At 55.6% G+C, this 20201-nt stretch carries 19 protein-coding genes; 8 read left to right on the top strand and 11 right to left on the bottom strand.

Annotated elements, in window-relative coordinates; translation table 11 throughout:
• Nucleotides 1–37: 37 nt before the first annotated feature.
• The gene (locus U869_RS0110950) at nt 38–955 is read right to left on the bottom strand and encodes a GNAT family N-acetyltransferase (protein ID WP_025122352.1); all 918 of its coding nucleotides are present in this window, start codon (nt 953–955) and stop codon (nt 38–40) included.
• 322 nt (nt 956–1277) lie between these two features.
• Between U869_RS0110950 and U869_RS0110945 the strand changes: the two genes are divergently transcribed.
• Nucleotides 1278–2258, top strand: coding sequence for a LacI family DNA-binding transcriptional regulator (locus U869_RS0110945; RefSeq protein WP_025122353.1), 981 nt, complete (start codon nt 1278–1280; stop codon nt 2256–2258).
• Here U869_RS0110945 and U869_RS0110940 read toward each other — a convergent pair.
• Both U869_RS0110940 and U869_RS0110935 read right to left on the bottom strand, forming a co-directional pair.
• Entirely contained in the window at nt 2250–3032 is a 783-nt protein-coding gene (locus U869_RS0110940) for a PhzF family phenazine biosynthesis protein (protein WP_025122354.1), read from the bottom strand. The two genes, U869_RS0110945 and U869_RS0110940, sit on opposite strands and share 9 nt — an antisense overlap.
• 10 nt (nt 3033–3042) lie before the next feature.
• Entirely contained in the window at nt 3043–3645 is a 603-nt protein-coding gene (locus U869_RS0110935; protein ID WP_025122355.1) for a LysE family translocator, read from the bottom strand.
• Between the two features lie 117 nt (nt 3646–3762).
• Here U869_RS0110935 and U869_RS0110930 point away from each other — a divergent pair, with 117 nt between their 5' ends.
• From U869_RS0110930 to U869_RS0110920, 3 genes are all read left to right on the top strand, one after another.
• Entirely contained in the window at nt 3763–4743 is a 981-nt protein-coding gene (locus U869_RS0110930) for a hydrolase (protein ID WP_025122356.1), read from the top strand.
• Entirely contained in the window at nt 4740–4973 is a 234-nt protein-coding gene (locus U869_RS0110925) for a YheU family protein (RefSeq protein WP_024530813.1), read from the top strand. Before U869_RS0110930 ends, U869_RS0110925 begins: the two co-directional genes overlap by 4 nt.
• Nucleotides 4974–5124: 151 nt before the next feature.
• Nucleotides 5125–5994, top strand: coding sequence for a phosphoribulokinase (locus U869_RS0110920; protein ID WP_025122357.1), 870 nt, complete (start codon nt 5125–5127; stop codon nt 5992–5994).
• A 38-nt stretch (nt 5995–6032) separates the two neighbouring features.
• Here the strand turns inward: U869_RS0110920 and U869_RS0110915 are convergent, their stop codons facing one another.
• Together U869_RS0110915 and U869_RS0110910 are read right to left on the bottom strand one after the other, a co-directional pair.
• Nucleotides 6033–7205 (bottom strand): amidohydrolase, encoded by a 1173-nt coding sequence (locus tag U869_RS0110915; protein ID WP_025122358.1) that lies wholly within the window; start codon nt 7203–7205, stop codon nt 6033–6035.
• A gap of 10 nt (nt 7206–7215) precedes the next feature.
• Entirely contained in the window at nt 7216–8406 is a 1191-nt protein-coding gene (locus U869_RS0110910) for an MFS transporter (protein ID WP_025122359.1), read from the bottom strand.
• Nucleotides 8407–8598: 192 nt separating this feature from the next.
• Here U869_RS0110910 and U869_RS0110905 point away from each other — a divergent pair, with 192 nt between their 5' ends.
• On the top strand, nt 8599–9507 hold the full coding sequence (locus U869_RS0110905; protein ID WP_025122360.1) for a LysR substrate-binding domain-containing protein: 909 nt from the start codon (nt 8599–8601) through the stop codon (nt 9505–9507).
• 2 nt (nt 9508–9509) lie between these two features.
• On the opposite strand, the gene U869_RS0110900 is transcribed toward U869_RS0110905, so the two are convergent.
• The gene (locus U869_RS0110900) at nt 9510–9917 is read right to left on the bottom strand and encodes an OsmC family protein (protein ID WP_025122361.1); all 408 of its coding nucleotides are present in this window, start codon (nt 9915–9917) and stop codon (nt 9510–9512) included.
• Between the two features lie 381 nt (nt 9918–10298).
• Here U869_RS0110900 and crp point away from each other — a divergent pair, with 381 nt between their 5' ends.
• Nucleotides 10299–10931, top strand: coding sequence for a cAMP-activated global transcriptional regulator CRP (gene crp, locus U869_RS0110895; RefSeq protein WP_005969523.1), 633 nt, complete (start codon nt 10299–10301; stop codon nt 10929–10931).
• Nucleotides 10932–10990: 59 nt separating this feature from the next.
• The gene (locus U869_RS0110890; RefSeq protein ID WP_025122362.1) at nt 10991–13066 is read left to right on the top strand and encodes a YccS/YhfK family putative transporter; all 2076 of its coding nucleotides are present in this window, start codon (nt 10991–10993) and stop codon (nt 13064–13066) included.
• Nucleotides 13067–13098: 32 nt separating this feature from the next.
• On the opposite strand, the gene U869_RS0110885 is transcribed toward U869_RS0110890, so the two are convergent.
• Both U869_RS0110885 and U869_RS0110880 read right to left on the bottom strand, forming a co-directional pair.
• Complete coding sequence (locus tag U869_RS0110885; RefSeq protein ID WP_025122363.1) at nt 13099–14316, bottom strand: aspartate aminotransferase family protein; 1218 nt, start codon at nt 14314–14316, stop codon at nt 13099–13101.
• A 94-nt stretch (nt 14317–14410) separates the two neighbouring features.
• A complete protein-coding gene (locus U869_RS0110880; protein ID WP_025122364.1) occupies nt 14411–14986 on the bottom strand; it encodes an aminodeoxychorismate synthase component II in 576 nt (191 codons plus the stop codon).
• A gap of 379 nt (nt 14987–15365) precedes the next feature.
• Here U869_RS0110880 and U869_RS0110875 point away from each other — a divergent pair, with 379 nt between their 5' ends.
• Nucleotides 15366–15983, top strand: coding sequence for an NUDIX hydrolase (locus tag U869_RS0110875; RefSeq protein ID WP_025122365.1), 618 nt, complete (start codon nt 15366–15368; stop codon nt 15981–15983).
• A gap of 91 nt (nt 15984–16074) precedes the next feature.
• On the opposite strand, the gene U869_RS0110870 is transcribed toward U869_RS0110875, so the two are convergent.
• The 3 genes from U869_RS0110870 to U869_RS0110860 all read right to left on the bottom strand — a co-directional run bounded on the left by U869_RS0110870 (nt 16075) and on the right by U869_RS0110860 (nt 20150).
• Nucleotides 16075–17604: a helicase HerA-like domain-containing protein gene (locus U869_RS0110870; RefSeq protein WP_025122366.1), complete on the bottom strand. Its 1530-nt coding sequence runs from the start codon at nt 17602–17604 to the stop codon at nt 16075–16077.
• Between the two features lie 135 nt (nt 17605–17739).
• On the bottom strand, nt 17740–18465 hold the full coding sequence (gene btsR, locus U869_RS0110865) for a two-component system response regulator BtsR (protein WP_025122367.1): 726 nt from the start codon (nt 18463–18465) through the stop codon (nt 17740–17742).
• A complete protein-coding gene (locus tag U869_RS0110860; protein WP_025122368.1) occupies nt 18465–20150 on the bottom strand; it encodes a sensor histidine kinase in 1686 nt (561 codons plus the stop codon). Before U869_RS0110860 ends, btsR begins: the two co-directional genes overlap by 1 nt.
• Nucleotides 20151–20201: the final 51 nt, after the last annotated feature.

Below are 20201 nucleotides of genomic sequence, written 5' to 3'. Positions count from 1 at the left end.
TCGGTGTTGGTGGTTTGATACAGCAACGACGCCGGTGCTAACCGCTTTCCGGCAAAAAGGACGGCATCACTACGCCGCCGGGTTGTTGCGCCTGGCCTTTCACCTGCGCGATATGTAATTCACAAATTCGGCCCCCCCAGCGCAGCAAAACCTGACTAAGCGCAGGGCGCTGTGCGGGTACCAATACCACCGGAGTTGTGCCCCGATGATGGCAATCCAGCATCCAGCCGAGCAGCTCAAGGGCGATCTCCTCGCTATGGCAACAACCCGGCCCCAGCATGCGGGAAGCCGGATGTGCCACCGAGGCCAGATAGCCGCCGATGCGACCGTCCAACTCCCAGACGGCCACCTGCCACAGTCCACTGACGTCATTGAGGAAATAAGCGATATCGCGTTGGCGTTCGATGCCCAGCAACTCGCGTTCCAGTTGTAGGATGGCGGGCAGATCGTCGAACCGGGCGGCTCGCACTTGACCGCGCGTCAGACGTGGCAAAGCCAATCCCTGGCTTGGCACCGGGATCGCCATATCCTGATAGAGGGCATACGGGGTAAATCCCCCACGCTGGTAGAGCGAATAGGAATCCAGATTCAGTGCACTGGACAGCAATCGAACCGGTAAATCGCCAGCCAGTTCGTCGGCCTTGGCCAACAGACGGCGGGCAATCCCCCGGCCAAAATAATCGGGATGCACATTCATGATGCCCAGCCCCAGATGGGTTTCACGCGGGTGGAAAAAGCAGGAGCCGCAGATCGCCCCTTGTGCATCACGAGCAATCCAGTGGTGGCCGGCATCCAACTGCTGGTAAACATCGACAAACAGGCCACAGCTTTCCGCGCCGGCGGAGAAGATGTCCCCCATTCCGTGCTGCCGATACCAGGCATTGGTTGAGCTATGGATCAGGGCGGCAATCTCGCTGCGATCCTGCGCTTGCGCTACTTGAAGTTGTATCTCCATCTGCCACCTCCTATCACATCGCTAGTTGAGGATTTCCGTGAAAAAGCAAAATGAAATCGATTACATTACAGCAATGAATAAAATGTAATCGATTTCTTTTTTTCGGCAACCGGATTAAGGTAGATAAAAGCAGGCAGAAGATGAATTTGTAATCGGCGTCACACATTTCCCGCAGGGATCAAATTGATGCCAAATTGGTTATGATGCTAAATGTGCCGGGGTCAAACATGTTCAACCTACGCTAATACACCCTATACGGTTAAACGGGCGCAGCATGCAGCGCCCCTACGGCAAGGCAAACGAGCAGAAGGAAAAGCAAACCATGTCGATAGCAAAGGTGGCAAAGATCGCTGGCGTCTCAGCGGCCACCGTTTCACGGGTATTAAATGACCAACAGATCGTCAAACCAGCCACTCGCGATAAAGTCCTGGCGGCGATCCGCGCCTGTGACTATCAACCCAACCTGCTGGCTCGTCAGTTGCGTACTGCCCGCAGTGGGATGCTGCTGGTGTTGGTGTCCAATATCACCAACCCTTTCTGCTCCATGGTGGTCCGCGGCATTGAAGAAGAAGCCGAACGCCACGGCTACCATATTCTGTTGTGCAACTCGGAATCTAACCCGACCCGCGAATCCGCCTACCTCAGCCTGCTGAGTGGCAAAGTGGTTGATGGAGTGATCACTATGGATGCCATCAGTTGCTTACCGGGGTTGACCGCCATGATCGGTGATTTTCCCTGGGTGCAATGCGGCGAAGGCGATACCGAATTCCGCGCCTCTTCCGTTACCATCGATAACCATCAGGCTGCCATGGCTGGCGTGCATCATCTGGCCGCCAAGGGCCGCCAACGCATCGCGCTGATTAACGGCGACATGCGTTATCTGTACTCACAACAACGTGAACAGGGCTACCGGCAGGCGCTGGCCGATTTGGGGTTGGAGTATTGCAAGGTGGAATACGTCGAAGGACTGGACTATGCCGCTGGCGCGCAGGCCATGAGCAATCTGTTGGCCGCAGGGGCACAGCCCGATGCGGTATTTGCCATTTCGGACGTGATCGCCGGAGGCGCGATGAGCACCTTGCACCAGCAAGGTCTGCGCATTCCAGCAGATATCGCGGTAATGGGGTTTGACGGCGTGCCGTTTGGCAGCATCACCACGCCCCCACTGACCACCATCGTTCAGCCGATGCATCAGTTTGGTGTGCGTAGCGTGCAATTGCTGCTGGAGAAAATTCAGGGCCAGCAGTTGCCCCCTTGCCACGACGTGCTGGATTGGCAACTGCTGGAACGGAGCTCAACCTGAAAGAGTGCCGCGCAAGAAGATACGTGCGTAGCCCCCCAGCAACGTGCGTTCCCCTTGTAGCTCGCAGAACAGCTCGCCACCGCGTGATGACAGCTGTTTGGCATGTAGCGCCTGGCGGCCAAGACGTGCCGTCCAGTAAGGCATCAGAATGCAATGAGTCGAGCCGGTTACCGGATCTTCGCTGCGATCCAGAGAGAAGTAGCGCGAGACAAAATCCACATCATCACCCGGAGCCGTGACGATCACGCCGTAACCAAGGTGATCGATCAGCTCGGCAATCGCTGGCTGCACTGTCCTCACCTGCGCTTCATCTGCCAATACCACCATCAACGACTGAGCCTGCCATACTTCCAGCGGTTGCACACCGAGCAAAGCGGCCAGTTGCGCCGGTTCGGCAATTTGCTGCGCTGGCCGAGCAGGGAAATCCAGGATCAGCCGTTCACCATCGGCCGCATCGCGTTTGACATACAGCTCGCCGCTGGCGGAACGAAAACGGATATCGCTCAGGGCCGGGTTGACCACGTTGAGCAGCACGTGCGCCGTGGCCAGGGTGGCATGCCCGCAGAGATCCACCTCCCGCGTTGGCGTAAACCAGCGGATCGCGTACATATCACCATCCTGCCAGACAAAGCTGGTTTCCGGCAGGTAGAGTTCGTTGGCGATAGCCTGCATCTCCGCCGTTGCCAACGGTTGCTGCAATAGGCAGACACCTGCCGGATTGCCCCGCAGTCCTTCGCCGATAAAGGCATCAACATGAAAGTAGTTTTCGGCCATCAAAGCTCCCTCAATGCCAAATCAGTAATACGCAGGCTGCGGTTAACAGCCCCATCGAGACGTTAAAGATAATCCAGGCCCGCTTGCTACGCAGCAGACGACCAATCACCGTACCAAAACCCAACCAGATGATCCCGGCAACAATATTGACGGCAAAGATACCGAAGGCGATAGCCAGAATGGAGTGGTTGTATTTATCCCCCGCCAGACTAAAGCTCGCCACTGCCCCCAGCGCCATCAACCAGGCCTTGGGGTTGAGGAACTGCAACAGCCAGCCCTGATGCAGACGTACCGGCTTCGGCGGCGGCGCGTCGGTTTCCAGCTTTTCATAGGCTGCCGTCGCCACTTTCCACGCCAACCACAGCAGATAAAGGCTACCGAGGATTTTCAGGATCAGGTGCAGGGAAGGATAAATCAGGATCAACCCACCCACGCCAAACGCCACCAGCACCAAGATACTCTGCATCCCCAGCATAATGCCGATCATCAGCCACAATGAGCGCATAAAGCCAAAATTGGCACCGGAAGTGGTGAGCAGCATGTTGTTTGGCCCGGGAGTGATCGCGGCTACCCACAGGAAGCCTAACATCGAAAGAAATAAACTCAGTTCCATGAAGCGGGTGCTCCTCACCCAAATGACGTTTTTGCAGTATGATTGCTAATACATGAGTTTGAAGCTAACAGTGCGGTTCCGATCACACAATAGCCGCCAACAAGAATTTTATTCACTATGTATGAATCCTTTCGCCCCCTGACCGGGGCCAGCAATCCACACCTGCAAACCCTGCTGCCACGGCTGGTGCGCCGCCGCGTGCGGGTACAGCCACATTGGCAACGGCTGGAGTTGCCCGATGGCGATTTCGTCGATCTGGCCTGGAGTGAAGATCCGCAACTGGCGCGCGAGAAACCCCGCGTGGTGCTGTTCCATGGGTTAGAAGGCAATTTCTACAGCCCTTATGCACATGGGTTGCTCAATGCCTGGCGCGAGCAAGGCTGGTTAGGCGTAGTGATGCATTTCCGGGGTTGCAGCGGCGTGCCCAACCGCAAGCAGCGCATCTACCACTCCGGCGAAACGGAAGATGCCCGCTTCTTCCTGCGCTGGCTGCGTGACAGTTTTGGTGAAGTGCCAACGGCGGCAGTCGGGGTTTCCCTTGGCGGCAACATGTTGGCCTATTATCTAGCCCAACAGGGCAATGACAGCCTGCTACAGGCGGCGGTGGTCGTTTCCGCCCCGTTGATGCTGGAGCCTTGCTCGCTGCGTATGGAACAGGGCTTCTCACGTGTTTATCAGCACTATCTGCTAGGCCAACTGAAGCAAAATGCCACACGCAAGCTGCTGCACTACCCAGGCACCCTGCCCTTGGAGCTCTCGCAATTGAGCAAGCTGCGGCGTATCCGCGAATTTGACGATGTGATCACCTCGCGTATTCACGGCTTCAGCGATGCGGTCGATTACTACCGCCGTTGCAGCGCCCTGCCGCTGTTGCCGCAGATCACGACGCCGTTGCTGATCATTCACGCCAAAGACGATCCGTTTATGACCGACGCGGTGATCCCCGATCTCAACAGCCTGCCACCCAATATCGAATACCAGCTGACAGAGTGCGGTGGCCACGTCGGCTTTGTCGGTGGCACGTTGAAAAAACCACAAATGTGGCTGGAGCAACGTATCCCAGCCTGGCTTTCTCCTTTTTTGGAACCCACCAAGTGATTATTCCCTGGCAAGACATTGAACAAGAGACCCTCAACAGCCTGATCGAATCCTTTGTGTTACGTGAAGGCACCGACTACGGCGAGCACGAACGTTCGCTGGAACAGAAGGTCGACGACGTGCGCCGCCAGTTGAAAAGCGGCGAAGTGGTGTTGGTGTGGTCAGAGTTACATGAAACCGTCAACATCATGCCACGCGGGCAGATCCGCGCCGGGCAGGAAGAAATTTAGTATTATTTGACGCTATGACTGAGGGAAAAAATCAGGTAACAATGCAGTATTGCAAACCAACGCGCACAAATTCGCCTAGAGCGAAAGGACATCAGTCACACTAAAAATCATACTCTGAGCCTGCGCATTTAATACGGAGTGACCCTCGATCATGTCAGCCAAACATCCCGTTATCGCGGTGACCGGTTCCAGTGGAGCCGGCACCACCACCACCAGCCTGGCATTCCGCAAGATTTTTCAGCAGTTGAACCTGCGTGCGGCCCAGTTGGAAGGCGACAGCTTCCACCGCTATACCCGGCCGGAAATGGATGCGGCAATCCGTAAGGCTCGCGATATGGGCCGCCATATCAGCTACTTCGGTCCTGAGGCCAACGATTTCGGTCTACTGGAACAAAGCTTTATCGAGTACGGTAAAAACGGCACCGGTCGCTCGCGTAAATATCTGCATACTTACGACGAAGCGGTACCTTACAACCAGGTACCGGGCACGTTCACGCCTTGGGAGCCACTGCCTGCCCCCACGGACGTGCTGTTTTACGAAGGGCTGCACGGCGGCGTCGTAGCTGACCAGATCGATGTGGCCAAACATGTCGATCTACTGGTTGGCGTGGTGCCGATCGTCAACCTGGAGTGGATCCAGAAGCTGGTTCGCGATACCGGCGAGCGTGGACATTCCCGCGAGGCGGTGATGGACTCGGTGGTGCGTTCGATGGAGGACTACATCAGCTACATCACGCCGCAGTTCTCGCGTACCCATATCAACTTCCAGCGCGTCCCGACAGTGGACACCTCCAATCCGTTTGCCGCCAAGGCGATCCCCTCGCTGGACGAAAGCCTGGTGGTGATCCACTTCCGTGGTCTGGATCAAATCGATTTCCCCTACCTACTGGCGATGCTCCAAGGATCGTTTATCTCGCATATCAATACGCTGGTCGTGCCGGGCGGCAAAATGGGGCTGGCGATGGAGCTGATCATGGCACCGCTGGTACAGCGGCTGATGGAAGGCAAGAAAATCGAGTAAAGCGATTGGGCGCGGCAATCAACTGCGCCCGGTATGGGTTAGCGCATCAACAGGTGGCGGATAAAACCAACGTGCAGTTTCACCCCGATCTGCATTGCCGCCTCATCCAGTTTAAAGCGAGGGTTATGCACGCCATAGGTGGCACCGATCGCCTCGTTACCGCTGCCGATAAACAGGAAGCACCCCGGCACCTTCTCCTGATAGGAAGAGAAATCCTCGCTGCCAAACATCGCGCTGGTCAACTCACGCAGCGCCTGTGGCCCCACGGTCTCGGCCACGACTTCACGCGCAATGGCGCAAGCATCGGAATGGTTATTGCCAATGGTATAGCCACGCGTCCAGTCAACCTTATAGCTGGCACCATGCGCCTGGCTGATCCCCGCAACGGTTTGCTCCACCAGTAGCGGTACCCGCTCGCGGACTTCCTGATTATGAGTACGCAGCGTTCCCGCCAACCGCGCGCTGTCTGGGATGACGTTATAGCTGTCGCCCGCCTGGAAGGTAGCTACCGTCAGTACCGGGGCATTTAACGGATCCAGTTTACGCGCGACCACCTGCTGCAATGCACTCACAATCTCTGCACCAATCGGTACGGGATCGATGCACAAATGCGGCATCGAACCGTGCCCACCCTTGCCTTGCAACACAATGTCGAAGTTATCGCTGGAGCCGCTGAACACCCCTTGTTTCATCCCCACCTCGCCGGTAGGGAAGTTGGGCATGACATGCAGGCCAAAGATCATCTTCACGCCGTCCAGAACACCCAGATCGACCAACTGCTGGGCACCGCCCGGTGGCACTTCTTCGGCATGCTGGAAGATAAAACGTACGGAGCCCTGCAACTGCGCCTGAAGCTGGCACAGCACGCTGGTGGCCCCCAACAGCATCGCGCTGTGGGCATCATGACCGCAGGCATGCATCACCCCTGGCCGGGTCGAACAGAAAGGTTCGTCGCTTTCTTCCTGAATAGGCAAGGCATCGATATCGGCACGCAATGCGTAGCACGGCCCCGGCGCTGCCCCCTGCAAATCGGCGACAACGCTATTTGGCGTAGGGCGGGAAATCGTTAATGGGCCAAGGTTAGCCAGTTGTGAGGCGATGTAGTCTGCCGTCTGCGCTTCTTGAAATGACAACTCTGGATTGGCATGCAAATGGCGGCGCCACTGCAAGACCTGTTGTTCCACGCCGGCAATCAGCTGTTCAATGTTCATTTTCTACTCCTTAATTCAGTGCCGGTTGGCGTGCTTTGCCCGCCAATGGCAGGATCACCAGCCCGGAAACCACCATAGCCAGTGCCAAAAAGATAAACGTCGTCATGTAGTCGTGGCTGATAGTGATCAGATACCCCATGGCGATAGGGGCCACAAAGCCACCCAAGGTGCCGCCAGTGTTAATCAACCCCATCGCTGCGCCCATCACTTCCGTAGGCAGGCGCTTCATCGGCAGGGTAAACACCGTGACGAACGAGGCCATCAGGAAAATGTAGCCGAGGAACAGAAACAGGCTGGCGGTCAGCGCCGATTCGCTGGTAAACACCAGCCAGATGCACAGGGCGCTAAGCAGGGAGCTAAAGAAAATCACCAACGGCTCACGCCCTTGCAGGTAGCGCCCCACCAGCCAGCCGGTACCGAGTGAGGAGATCCAGATACCCAGCCCGCCTGCGGCGACCACCATGCTGGAAACGTCAATCGGCATCCCCCGCTGCTGCACCAGGAATTTCGGCAGCCAGGCCATCAGGCCGTACGACGGGATATTGATGCAAAAAATCGCCACAAACAGCAGCAGCACGATCGGGTTCTTCAGCAGGGCCTTATAGTTCGCCGCGGCTGCCCCGGCTTTAGCGGGCGCCGCCTGTGGCGGATTGGGCACCAGCCACAAGATGCAGGCGGCAATCACGAATGCCAACAGACCAAGCGCAGAGAAGGAACCACGCCAGCCGATGTGATCCAGGCAATAAACCGCGACCAGCGGTCCGACGGTCATCGCCAACCCGGCGGAAGACAGCAGAATTGACTGTGCGAAGGTGCGTTGCTCCAGCGGGAAGTTCGCCACTACTGCTTTGGCACAGGAACACGGATAGCCCGAGTGGCCAATACCGGACAGGAAGCGGAACGTCACCAGCAGGCCCAGGCCGAACCCCAGAATGCCGAAGCACAGGGCAAATCCCCCCAGCAGCAGTAACGAACTGCACAAGACTTTCTTGAACCCAAAGCGGTCGTTGAGCCAACCCGCAGGTATCTGGAACAGAGAATACGCCAGGAAAAACATCCCGGTAATGTAGCCCAGTTGTTCCGGCTGGAGATTGAATTCGCGTTCGATAGGCAGCAGCGCAAAACCCATCACGGTTTTATCGATGTACACCACGACATAGCCCACAAACAGCAAAAAAATCATTAGTGAACGATTTTTCATCGCTGATATTCCTTTAAGTTATCACCCAGGTTGCCTACCCACCTGGCAGGCGTAATTTAATAATGTGATCCAGGTCACTTTATAGTTTTAATAACAGTCACTTATAACAACATGCTGAAATTATCGCCTTTTGCCGGGCGGCATAAGATACAATTTTGTAAGGGGTGATACTTTTTACTGATAGGGGTAGGGATGCGCTATTTACCGAAGCTACAACAGCTAAAGGTCTTCCAGCAGGTGATCCGCAGCGGCAGTATTCGTGGGGCTGCACGTGCTCTGGAACAGTCTCAACCGGCGGTGAGCCGTACCATCCGCGAACTGGAGCAGATCCTGGAAACCCAGTTGATCATTCGCAGCAGCCAGGGGATGACGCTGACTGAAACCGGCCGCACCTTCGCTCTGCGCATGCAGTTGATCCTGGAAGAGTTGCAGCGCGCTGCCGACGAGATCCAGCAGTTGAATCAGCATTCGCAAGGCAACGTCGCCATTGGCTGCTCTTCACTACTGGCACTGACGGTATTACCCGAACTGGTCGAAGCCTTTAAACAGCCGTTTCCACAGGCCAACCTGCTGATCCGCGAGGCACAGCTTTCTACCCTGCTGCCAGCCTTACGCGAAGGCCGCCTGGATTTTGCCGTAGGCACCGTCAGCCCGGAACTACCGCTGGAAGATTTGGTGCGTGAGCCGCTGTTCAGCGCCTCTTTTTGCATTATTGCGCGCCAGGGACACCCATTGGCACAGGCGACGTCGCTGGACGACCTGCGCGAAGCCAAATGGTTATTACCGGAAACGGATATGGGTTATTACCAGCAGTTGCGCGCGGTGTTGGGCACCTTCTATCAGCAATTGAGCCGCTCGCCCATTCGCTCGGATTCGGTGACCTGTGGCTTGAATATGGTACTGGAAGCGGATTATCTGACTATCGTGGCACGGGCGATGAGTGCGCCATTCCACTTGCAGCATAAGCTGGTGTCATTGCCTATCGACACGCTGCCGCAGGCGCAATATTGCGTGCTGTATTCGCAAAAATCGCCGCTAACCGTGACGGCGCGGCGATTTCTTGATCTGTTGCGTGCCCACTGCCTGCGCTACCCTTGGTAGGATCAGGCGACTTCGCGGATTTCAAAGCTGTGGGTGACGCTGGCAGCCTTGCTCAGCATCAGGGAGACGGAGCAGTATTTCTCGGCAGAAAGATCCACCGCGCGTTCCACGATCTTATCGGTCAGCCCTTTGCCGGTGACGATAAAATGCAGGTTGATGTGGGTAAACAGACGTGGTGCTTCTTCACGGCGCTCCGAGGTTAATTTCACCTCGCAATCACGCACATCGTTACGCCCTTTTTGCAGGATCGACACCACATCGATGGCGCTACAGCCGCCGACGGACATCAACACCATTTCCATCGGGCTTGGTGCTTTATCGCCCGCATTGCCATCCATCAACACCTGATGGCCGGACGCAGACTCACCCAGGAAAGTCAGCCCTTCTACCCACTTAACTCTTGCCTGCATTTTACATACTCCGGTTAATTTCTTAAAAACAGGGTACGCTTTCGCATACATTCTGGCAACGGAACCTGACGCTAATCATGCTGAAGCGAGACAACACAAGACACCCGCCTCACTCTGTGCTACAAACAGAGCCGCAATAACTCTTTCCAGGTCACCGATTTCAGGGATACGTCCAAGGAAAGGCCCCTATATTGGTATGTTAACAGAATGTAGCTTGCAGCACTCCCCGCAAGTTAATATGCTAGAGCACAAGCGTATTTCTATAACACGCCTCAAAACCTGTTGATAGCCACAATTAAAACACCAGGCTATAAGCACGTTTTACAGGGAACTCTGACCCCTGTGATACAAGGCAGCGATAACAACAGAGGATAATAGCGAATGGTTCTCGGCAAACCGCAAACAGACCCGACTCTCGAATGGTTCCTGTCTCATTGCCATATCCACAAATATCCATCGAAGAGTACGCTGATTCACCAAGGTGAAAAGGCCGAAACGCTTTACTACATCGTTAAAGGCTCCGTCGCGGTGCTGATTAAAGATGAAGAAGGCAAAGAGATGATCCTGTCCTACCTTAACCAGGGGGATTTCATCGGCGAGCTTGGATTATTTGAAGAAGGCCAGGAGCGTAGCGCCTGGGTTCGGGCCAAAACGGCCTGTGAAGTGGCTGAAATTTCCTACAAGAAATTCCGCCAGTTGATCCAGGTTAACCCGGATATCCTGATGCGCCTGTCCGCACAGATGGCCAACCGCCTGCAAGTCACCTCAGAGAAAGTGGGTAACCTCGCCTTCCTTGACGTTACCGGCCGCATTGCACAGACCTTGCTGAACCTGGCAAAACAGCCTGATGCCATGACTCACCCTGACGGCATGCAGATCAAAATCACCCGCCAGGAAATTGGCCAAATCGTCGGTTGCTCACGTGAAACCGTCGGTCGTATTTTGAAAATGCTCGAAGATCAGAATTTGATCTCCGCGCACGGCAAAACCATTGTCGTGTACGGTACGCGTTAATCCCCTAAGAAACGGCGCAGCCATGCGCCGTTTCTTTACCTGCTGAACAGCCAACCATCATGTGGCGCCGCCTGATCTACCACCCGGAAGTCAACTACGCACTGCGGCAAACGCTGGTGTTGTGCCTGCCGGTGGCGTTTGGCCTGCTGATTGGCAACCTGCAACTCGGTATGCTGTTCTCGTTGGTCCCCGCCTGCTGCAATATCGCCGGGCTGGATACGCCACACAAACGCTTCTTCAAACGCCTGGTCGTGGGCGGTTCCCTATTTGCCCTCAGCAGCCTGCTGCTGCAACAAGCCCTGCTGTGGGATCTGCCGTTACCCCTGCTGATGCTGGGGATGGCGCTGTTGCTTGGCGTTAGCGGTGAGATCAGCCCGCTACATGCGCGCCTGCTGCCAGCCGCACTGGTGGCCGCCATCTTTTCCCTCAGCATGGTTGGCACCGTGCCCATCTGGCATGCTCCTTTGCTGTATATCGTCGGCACCGCCTGGTACGGGCTGTTTACCTGGGCCTGGTTCAAGCTGTGGAAAGAACAGCCGATGCGCGAATCCCTGAGCCAGTTGTATATGCAGTTGGCCGACTATTTTGAAGCCAAATACACCCTACTGACTCAGCATACCGATCCAGAAACCGCCCTGCCGCCGCTGTTGCAACGCCAGCAGAAAGTGATGGATCTGATCAGCCTGCTATACCAACAGCTGAATTTCCTGCCCCATGCCAATAACCTGGAGCAAAAGCGCCTGCAACGCACCTTTCAGGTAGCACTCGACCTACAGGAGCACATCACCGTCAGCCTGCATTTACCGGAAGAAGTGCAGAAGCTGGTTGAGCAAAGCCAGGCCGAAGCGATTATCCGCCGCAACGCTCAGGTGATCGCCACACGCCTGCAGGTGGTGGCCGACGATATTCTCTATCATCGGCACTCTGCACGTTTCAGCATGAAGAATGAGCTGGCAGCGCTGGAAAAAGTCGCCTCCCAGCATGCCGATAACCCGGTTGGTCAGTTCTGTTATTACCACTTCAGCCGCATCGCACGCCTGCTGCGTACCCAGCACCCGCTGTACCGCCGTAATTTGATGGCCAACCAGTCTCGGCTGCCGTTCTGGCCAGCGGTAGTCAGCTATCTGTCGTTCAAGTCCAACGCCCTTCGCAACGCCGCCAGATTGGGCGTCATTTTGGCGGCAGGCAGCAGCCTCGGGATGTTGTTCAACCTGCCAAAACCCTATTGGATCTTGTTGACCATCATGCTGGTCAGCCAGAACGGCTATAACGCTACGCGGGTGCGGATCCAGCACCGTGCCCTTGGCACGTTGGCGGGGTTGGTGATTGCTGCCGGGCTGTTGCAACTCCAGATGCCAGAGAACGTGACGTTGAGCATCATGCTGGTAATTACCCTGGCGGCTTATCTGATCCTACGCAAAAACTACGGGCTGGCAGTGATGGGCTTTACCGTGACGGCCGTCTACACTTTGCAGCTTCTGGCGCTGAATGGCACCCATTTCCTGGTCCCGCGCCTGATCGATACCCTGATTGGCTGCGTACTGGTGTTTGGCGGCACGATCTGGCTATGGCCGCAATGGCAGAGTGGCCTGCTGCGTAAAAACGCTCATCAGGCGCTGGAGAACGATCAGACGGCACTGCGTTTACTGCTGGAAGAGCAGGAACCAGACCCCAGCGAACTGGCCTATGCCCGTATGCAGGTCAATCAGGCGCATAACGCCCTGTTTACCTCGCTCAATCAGGCAATGCAGGAACCGGGGTTTGAATCGAATTATCTGGCGGATATGCGGCTATGGATCACCCACAACCAGTTTGTAGTTGAACACCTGAACGCGATGACCATTCTGGCGCGTGAGCACTATATGCTGACGCCGAAGCTGGCTCAGGAGTATCTGCAAACCTGTGAAATCGCCTTGCAGAGCTGCCAACAGCGGTTGGAATATGATGGCCCAAGTACCAGTAACAGCATCATGCAGCCGCCGGACCTGCATCCGGATATGCCAGTCACCGAGATGGAGCGCCACCTGCGGCGTATCCTTTCCCATCTGACGGTGATGCATACCATCTCGTCACTGGCCTGGCGCCAGCGCCCGCATCACGGTATCTGGCTCAAACGCAAACTGCGGGATAGCTGACGGTTGGCAGGGCCGCAGCCCCGCCAGCCTGATTAGCCGTTAATCACGTCCTGTACGGCCAGCTCGAACAACGCCATCCCCTCTTCGATATCTTTCAACTCCACCACCAGTGAAGGGGCAAAGCGGATCACGTTCGGCCCGGCGTTGAGGATCATCAAACCACGCGCGGCGGCGGCAGTGAGGAAATCACGCGCTTTGCCGTGATAATCGGCCTTGAGTTCCGCACCAATCAGCAGCCCCATGCCGCGAATATCGCTGAAAACATCGTATTTCTGACCGATTACCTGCAAAGCCTGAACAAACAGACCGCGTCGCTGCTCAATACCGCTTAGCACCTCCGGCGTATTGATCACGTCCAACGCCGCCTCTGCCACCGCACAGGCCAGTGGGTTGCCACCGTAAGTGGTGCCGTGAGTGCCGACCTGCATCACTGAAGCGATCTCTTCGGTAGTCAGCATGGCACTCACCGGGAAACCGCCGCCCAACGCTTTGGCTGTGGTGAGGATGTCTGGCGTAATGCCGTAATGCATATAGGCAAACAGCTTGCCGCTGCGGCCCATGCCGCTTTGCACTTCATCAAACACCAGCAGCGCCTGATGTTGATCACAGAGTTCACGTACGCCTTTGAGGAAAGTAGGATCGGCGGCGGTAATGCCCCCTTCTCCCTGAATAGGTTCCATCACCACCGCACAGGTGTGATCGTCCATAACTGCTTTCACCGCGGCCAGATCGTTGAAGGGAACATGTACGATGTCAGCCGGTTTCGGCCCAAAGCCGTCGGAGTATTTTGGCTGCCCACCCACGGAAACGGTGAACAAGGTGCGGCCATGGAAGGCGTTATTAAACGCGATGATCTTGGTTTTATACGGGCTATGACGAGTGATAGCGTAATGACGAGCCAGCTTGAAAGCCGCTTCGTTGGCTTCCGCACCCGAGTTGGCAAAAAACACCCGGTCAGCGAAGGTGGCGTCGATCAGTTTGCTGGCCAAACGGAGCGCGGGCTCATTGGTGAACACATTGCTGGTATGCCATAAGGTTTCACCCTGCTGCTTTAGCGCCTCGACCAGCGCCGGATGGCAGTGCCCCAACGCCGTCACCGCGATACCACCCGAGAAGTCGATGTACTCTTTCCCTTGCTGATCCCATACGCGGCTGCCCTTGCCCTTCACCGGCACAAACTGGGCGGGTGCATAGACAGGCAGGATCACCTGATCAAAGGTGCTGCGGGTAACTGCGGTTTTTTCGGTCATTAGTGGCTCCAGACGGCTAGCTATCGAGTGAAAATATAATCACAAAATATGCATAAAAAACCAATCAAGAGCAAGCCTAAATAGCCGCTAACGGCTAACTTTGCAGGAAATTATCCAGCAGCTGATGCCCTTGTTCGCTGAGAATGCTTTCCGGGTGGAACTGCACGCCTTCCAGCGCCAGCGTCCGGTGGCGGATACCCATGATCTCATCGCGCTTGCCGTCACGTTCGCTCCAGGCGGTGACCTCAAAGCAATCCGGCAAAGTCGCTGCATCCAGGATCAGGGAATGATAGCGGGTGACGGTCAGCGGATTATTCAATCCATTGAACACGCCAAGATTATTATGGCGAATGGCGGAGGTTTTGCCGTGCATCACCTCGCGGGCGCGAACCACGTCGGCACCAAACGCCTGACCCAACGCCTGATGTCCCAGGCAGACCCCAAGGATCGGCAGCTTGCCAGCAAAATGGCGAATAGCGGCCAATGAGATACCCGCCTCGTTCGGCGTACAGGGGCCAGGGGAGATCACCAGATGCTGCGGTGCCAGCCGCTCGATATCGGCCAGTTGCAGTTCATCGTTGCGCTTCACCAACACTTCCGCACCCAGTTCGCAGAAGTACTGATAGAGGTTATAGGTAAAGGAGTCGTAGTTATCGATCAGCAGCAGCATGACAAACCTAATATATTGATCTTATTAAAATAGCGATATGTACGAGCTATCACACAAGAGCCAGGATCTTGAGTTCAGCGATAAAATACATAGCAAAACGCACAGCAATCCCCCTCACCCTAACCCTCTCCCCTAGGAGAGGGAATATACCGTGCTACATGTTATGCCCAGTCCCCGACTTCGGCTCTGGACTCGCTCCCTCTCCCCCAAACAGATGTCCATGAGAACTCCAGTCTTTACAGTGGGAGAGGGCTGGGGTGAGGGGCGGTTGCCAGGTTAGCACGACGGTTCCACGAGGATAATTCAGAAACGAGCTCAACGCTATTTCATAGCGTGCATAATCGAGATACAAATTAACCCCAAAAGTTTGGAGGTTTCTATGAACGAAAAAAGTAAATTTACGTCTCTTGCATGTGAAGCCATCCATGATGCAGCTTCTGGATTATGCAACGACGATGCAATCTCGCAGGAGGCAATACGCAGCTTCGATCAGGCCTATGTCAGCAGTGCCAAGGGGGCCCTAGAGAAGGACCATCAGAGTTACGTTGAAACCATCAGAAAAAAGATAGGCCATGATTTGCTGTTGCTTGCCGGTGCTAATGTCGTCATAACTCGGGATGATGGAAGCATTCTTCTCCAACTGCGCCGCGATGGTACTTATGGGCTACCTGGTGGCTTGCTTGAACCTGGGGAGTCGCTTTTGCAATGCGCCATTCGAGAAACACAGGAAGAGTGTGGGGTGCTGTTTTCAGACATGACGTTCGTTGATGTTTTCTCTGGGGCTGAGTATACGTTCACGCTGGCTAACGAAGACCAAATTAATGTTATCACCGCGGTCTACCATGCAGACTTGAAGGAGGGGAGTGGCGAGGTTGTCATTAATGATGATGAAAGCAAGGCACTCTGTTTTTTTAGCTTGAGCGCGCTACCCGATAATATGAACGATGAATATCGTGTCTATATAAGCGCTTATATTGAAAATGTCATTAGAAGATGATTTAAAAAAGCTGACAGAGGTAGGCCCGCGCAAACTCATTGCCAATGTAAACGGGCGCTGTATGCAGCGCCCCACATGATGGATTTCAGACCTACTTCTTGCGGCCACCCATGATCGAGCCTAAAACGCCACGCAGGATCTGGCGGCCCAGGTCGCGAGCCATGCTCTTGGCTGCGGTCTGTACAATGCCGTCGTGCTTGCCACCGCGCGGGCCGGTGGAGCCGAACAGGATCTCGTTCAATCCCCCCATCAAACCGCCGCCGCCGCTCTCTTGCCCTGCGGCCGGTTTCTGAGCCGGTTGCCCAGGCTGTGGCGTCCCCACGGTAGCAAAACCCCCTGCGGCCAACTTTTCATAGGCAGACTCACGGTCCACCATATCTTCATAGCGGCCATAGAGCGGCGATTTATTGATAGCGCTATTCAGCCCTTCGGCACCCAACATGCCCATTTTCGATTCCGGTGCGATCACCATCGCACGCTCTACCACGTTCGGCCGTCCTTTCTCATCGAGGAAGGAAACCAGCGCTTCGCCCACACCTAATTCGGTGATTGCCGTTTCCGCATCAAACTCGGGATTGGCGCGCATAGTCTGAGCCGCTGCCTTCACCGCTTTCTGATCGCGTGGCGTAAAGGCCCGCAGCGCGTGCTGGACACGGTTGCCCAGTTGGCCCAGAACACTGTCAGGAATGTCCAATGGGTTCTGAGTAACAAAGTAGATGCCCACCCCTTTGGAACGGATCAGGCGTACTACCTGTTCAATTTTGGTCAGCAAAGCCGGTGGAGCGTCGTTAAACAACAGATGCGCCTCGTCGAAGAAAAACACCAGCTTGGGCTGTTCCGGGTCGCCGACCTCCGGCAGGTGTTCAAACAACTCCGCCAGCAACCACAGCAAAAATACCGCATACAGCTTCGGCTGATTGATCAGCTTATCCGCCGCCAGCAGGTTGATGATGCCATGCCCGTTAGCGTCGGTTTTCATCAAGTCGTTGATATCCAACATCGGCTCGCCAAAGAATTGGTTGGCACCCTGCTGTTCCAGCGTCAGTAAACCACGCTGGATCGCCCCGACAGAAGCTGAGGAGATGTTGCCGTACTGGGTTTGAAACTGTTTGGCGTTGTCCCCTACGTACTGCACCATCGCCCGCAGGTCTTTCATATCCAACAGCAGCAACGCGTTGTCATCGGCGATTTTGAACACCAATTGCAGCACGCCGCTCTGGACTTCATTCAAGTCCAGCAGGCGGCCAAGCAGCAGCGGCCCGAGATCGGAAATGGTGGCGCGAATGGGATGACCTTTTTCGCCAAAAATATCCCAGGGGATCATGGAACAGGCCTGAGGTTGCCAGTCGGTAACGCCAATGGCAGCTAGCCGGGCCTGCAATTTCTCGGAAGGAACCCCTTCGGCTGCAATGCCCGACAGGTCGCCTTTAACGTCTGCCAGGAATACCGGAACGCCGATGCGCGAGAACTGCTCCGCCATCTTTTGCAGGGTAACCGTTTTACCCGTACCGGTTGCCCCGGTGATCAAACCGTGGCGGTTAGCCAAGGCAGGCAAAATAACCAGATCCTGCACCGGTTTCCCGTCTTTCATCGCTTTGGCAATAATCCGTGCTTCGCTCATCTGAGTTCCTATGACCCTGTACGGCGCGAATGCGCCCGTTGATATCAACAAGGCTATAAGCGCCATGAAAGCCCGTCAAGGATAAACAAAAAGGGCACCATTCAGGTGCCCTCATATTGACCGTGACGCATAACGTTAACCGCGTAGCCCCAGCTCTTCTTTCAACGATTTCAGATAACGGCGGCTGACCGGCACCGGTTCGCCCACCGACATAATCATTTCCGCCGTACCACTTTCTTCAAAGCGGATCTCTTTGACCTGTTCCAGATTGACCAGATATTGCCGGTGGCAGCGCACCAGCGGGGTACGGCTTTCCAGCGTACGCAGCGTCAGCTCGGTAAAGCACTCCATGCCATCATTGCGCACGACATACACCCCGGTCGAGCGTGAGCGAATGGCGATTACCTCATCAAAGCGCAGCAGATAAATCCGGCTATGGCCGGTACAGGGGATGTATTTCAGGTAGCCCGCACTTTCTTCCAAGGCCGCAATATTCTGCGGGGCACGACGCTGATGCAGGCGTTGCAGGGTTTTATTCAGCCGGTTTGGCTCGGCCGGTTTCAGCAGATAATCGAACGCATGCTGCTCGAAGGCCTGCACCGCGTATTCGTCATAAGCCGTCAGAAACACGATGTAGGGCATCCGGTTCGGGTCAAGCATACCGACCATCTCCAACCCGCTGATGCGCGGCATCTGGATATCCAGAAACACCACGTCCGGTTGCAGGCGGTGGATTTGGCTGATGGCCTCAATGGCATTGGCACATTCACCGATAATGGTGATGCCCTCCTCCTCTTCCAACAGGTGGCGCAGGTTATCGCGGGCAAAGGGTTCGTCATCGACAATCAGTACGTTCAACATCAGGCGGCCCTCGCCAAGGGAACATTCAGGGTGATACAGGTATAGGTTTCAGGCTCACAGGTCACCTGCACGCCATAATCATCACCGTAGCGCACGCGGATACGTCGATCGACCAGGTTCATCCCCAACCCGCTACCACCGGTTTGCTGGCGGAACAGCCCGGCGTTATCCGTCACCTGCAACAGCAAATGATCGCCCTCCAGCCGCGCCCCAATATCGACACGGCCAATGCCCAACAGATGGGAAGTGCCGTGCTTGATCGCATTTTCCACAATAGGTTGTAATGAGAAAGCGGGTAAACGCACCGCCAGCAACTCTTCCGGCAGTGAAACCGTAATCTCCAACCGATCGGCAAAGCGGGCCTTTTCGATTTGCAGATAGGCGTTCACGTGCTCGATCTCATCGGCCAGGCTCACTTCATCGTCGGAGCGCTTGAGGTTTTTACGGAAAAAGGTCGACAGATACTGCACCAGTTCGCAGGCCCGGTCGCCATCGCGGCGGATCACCGCCACCAACGTATTCAGGGCATTAAACAGGAAATGCGGATTCACCTGAGCATGTAGTAGTTTGATTTCCGACTGTGCCAGCAGCTGTTTATGGCGCTCATATTGCCCGGCCATGATTTGCGCCGACAGCAGACTGGCGATCCCTTCTCCCAGCGTGCGGTTGATGGTGCTAAACAGCTTGGTCTTGGGTTCGTACAGCTTGATGGTGCCGATCACGCGCTGATTCTCACCGCGCAGGGAGATCACCAACGTGGAACCCAGCTTGCAGTTGCCATTAATGGAGCAACAGTAAGAAAGCTCATTACCATCGGCGTATACCACCTCGTTGTTATCAATGGCGCGATGGGAGTGGACTGAGGAAATCGGCGTGCCCGGCAGATGGTGGTCATCTCCGATGCCGATAAAGGCCAGCAGTTTGTCGCGGTCGGTGATCGCCACGGCACCAATGCCCAGTTCCTGATAGATCACCCGCGCCACCTTCATGCTGTTTTCCTGGTCAAACCCCTGGCGCAGGATACCTTCGGTGCGTTCGGCGATCTTCAACGCCTTGGAGGAGAAGGCGCTGGTGTATTTCTCAAACATTGCCCGCCGATCCAACAGGATCTGCATAAACATCGCGGCCCCAATGGTATTGGCTATCAGCATTGGCAGGACGATATGCTCTACCAGCAATACCGCTTCAGGGAACGGGCGTGCGACGATCAGGATAATCGCCATTTGCAGCACTTCTGCCACCAACGCAATGCCGGCGACAAACAGCGGATTGAACAGCAGATCGATACGCCCACGCCGCATGGCAATGCTATGCACGATGCCTCCAACCAGCCCCTCAGCTACCGTTGAGATCGCGCAGGCCACATCAGTCATGCCACCCAGGGTATATCGATGCAGGCCCCCCGTCAGGCCAACCAGGAAACCGACGGAAGGGCCACCCAGCAGCCCACCCAACACGGCACCGATAGCGCGGGTATTGGCAATGGAATCTTGAATATGCAGGCCAAAGTAGGTGCCCATGATGCAGAACACCGAGAAAATGACGTAGCACAACAGCTTGTGCGGCAGGCGGATAGTCACCTGCATCAGCGGGATAAACAGCGGCGTTTTGCTCAGCAGATAGGCAATGACGAGATACACGCACATCTGCTGTAGCAGCAGTAACACCTGGTTAAATTCGTACATAACAGCAGCTCATCCTGAACAACGGAGCAATCAAAAAAGATGCCGGGTATC

It is taken from the genome of Serratia sp. H1w (assembly GCF_000633355.1).
GTDB lineage: Bacteria > Pseudomonadota > Gammaproteobacteria > Enterobacterales > Enterobacteriaceae > Chania.
Note: the sequence above shows the minus strand (reverse complement) of the source record. Positions and strands in the feature narration are given on the sequence as shown.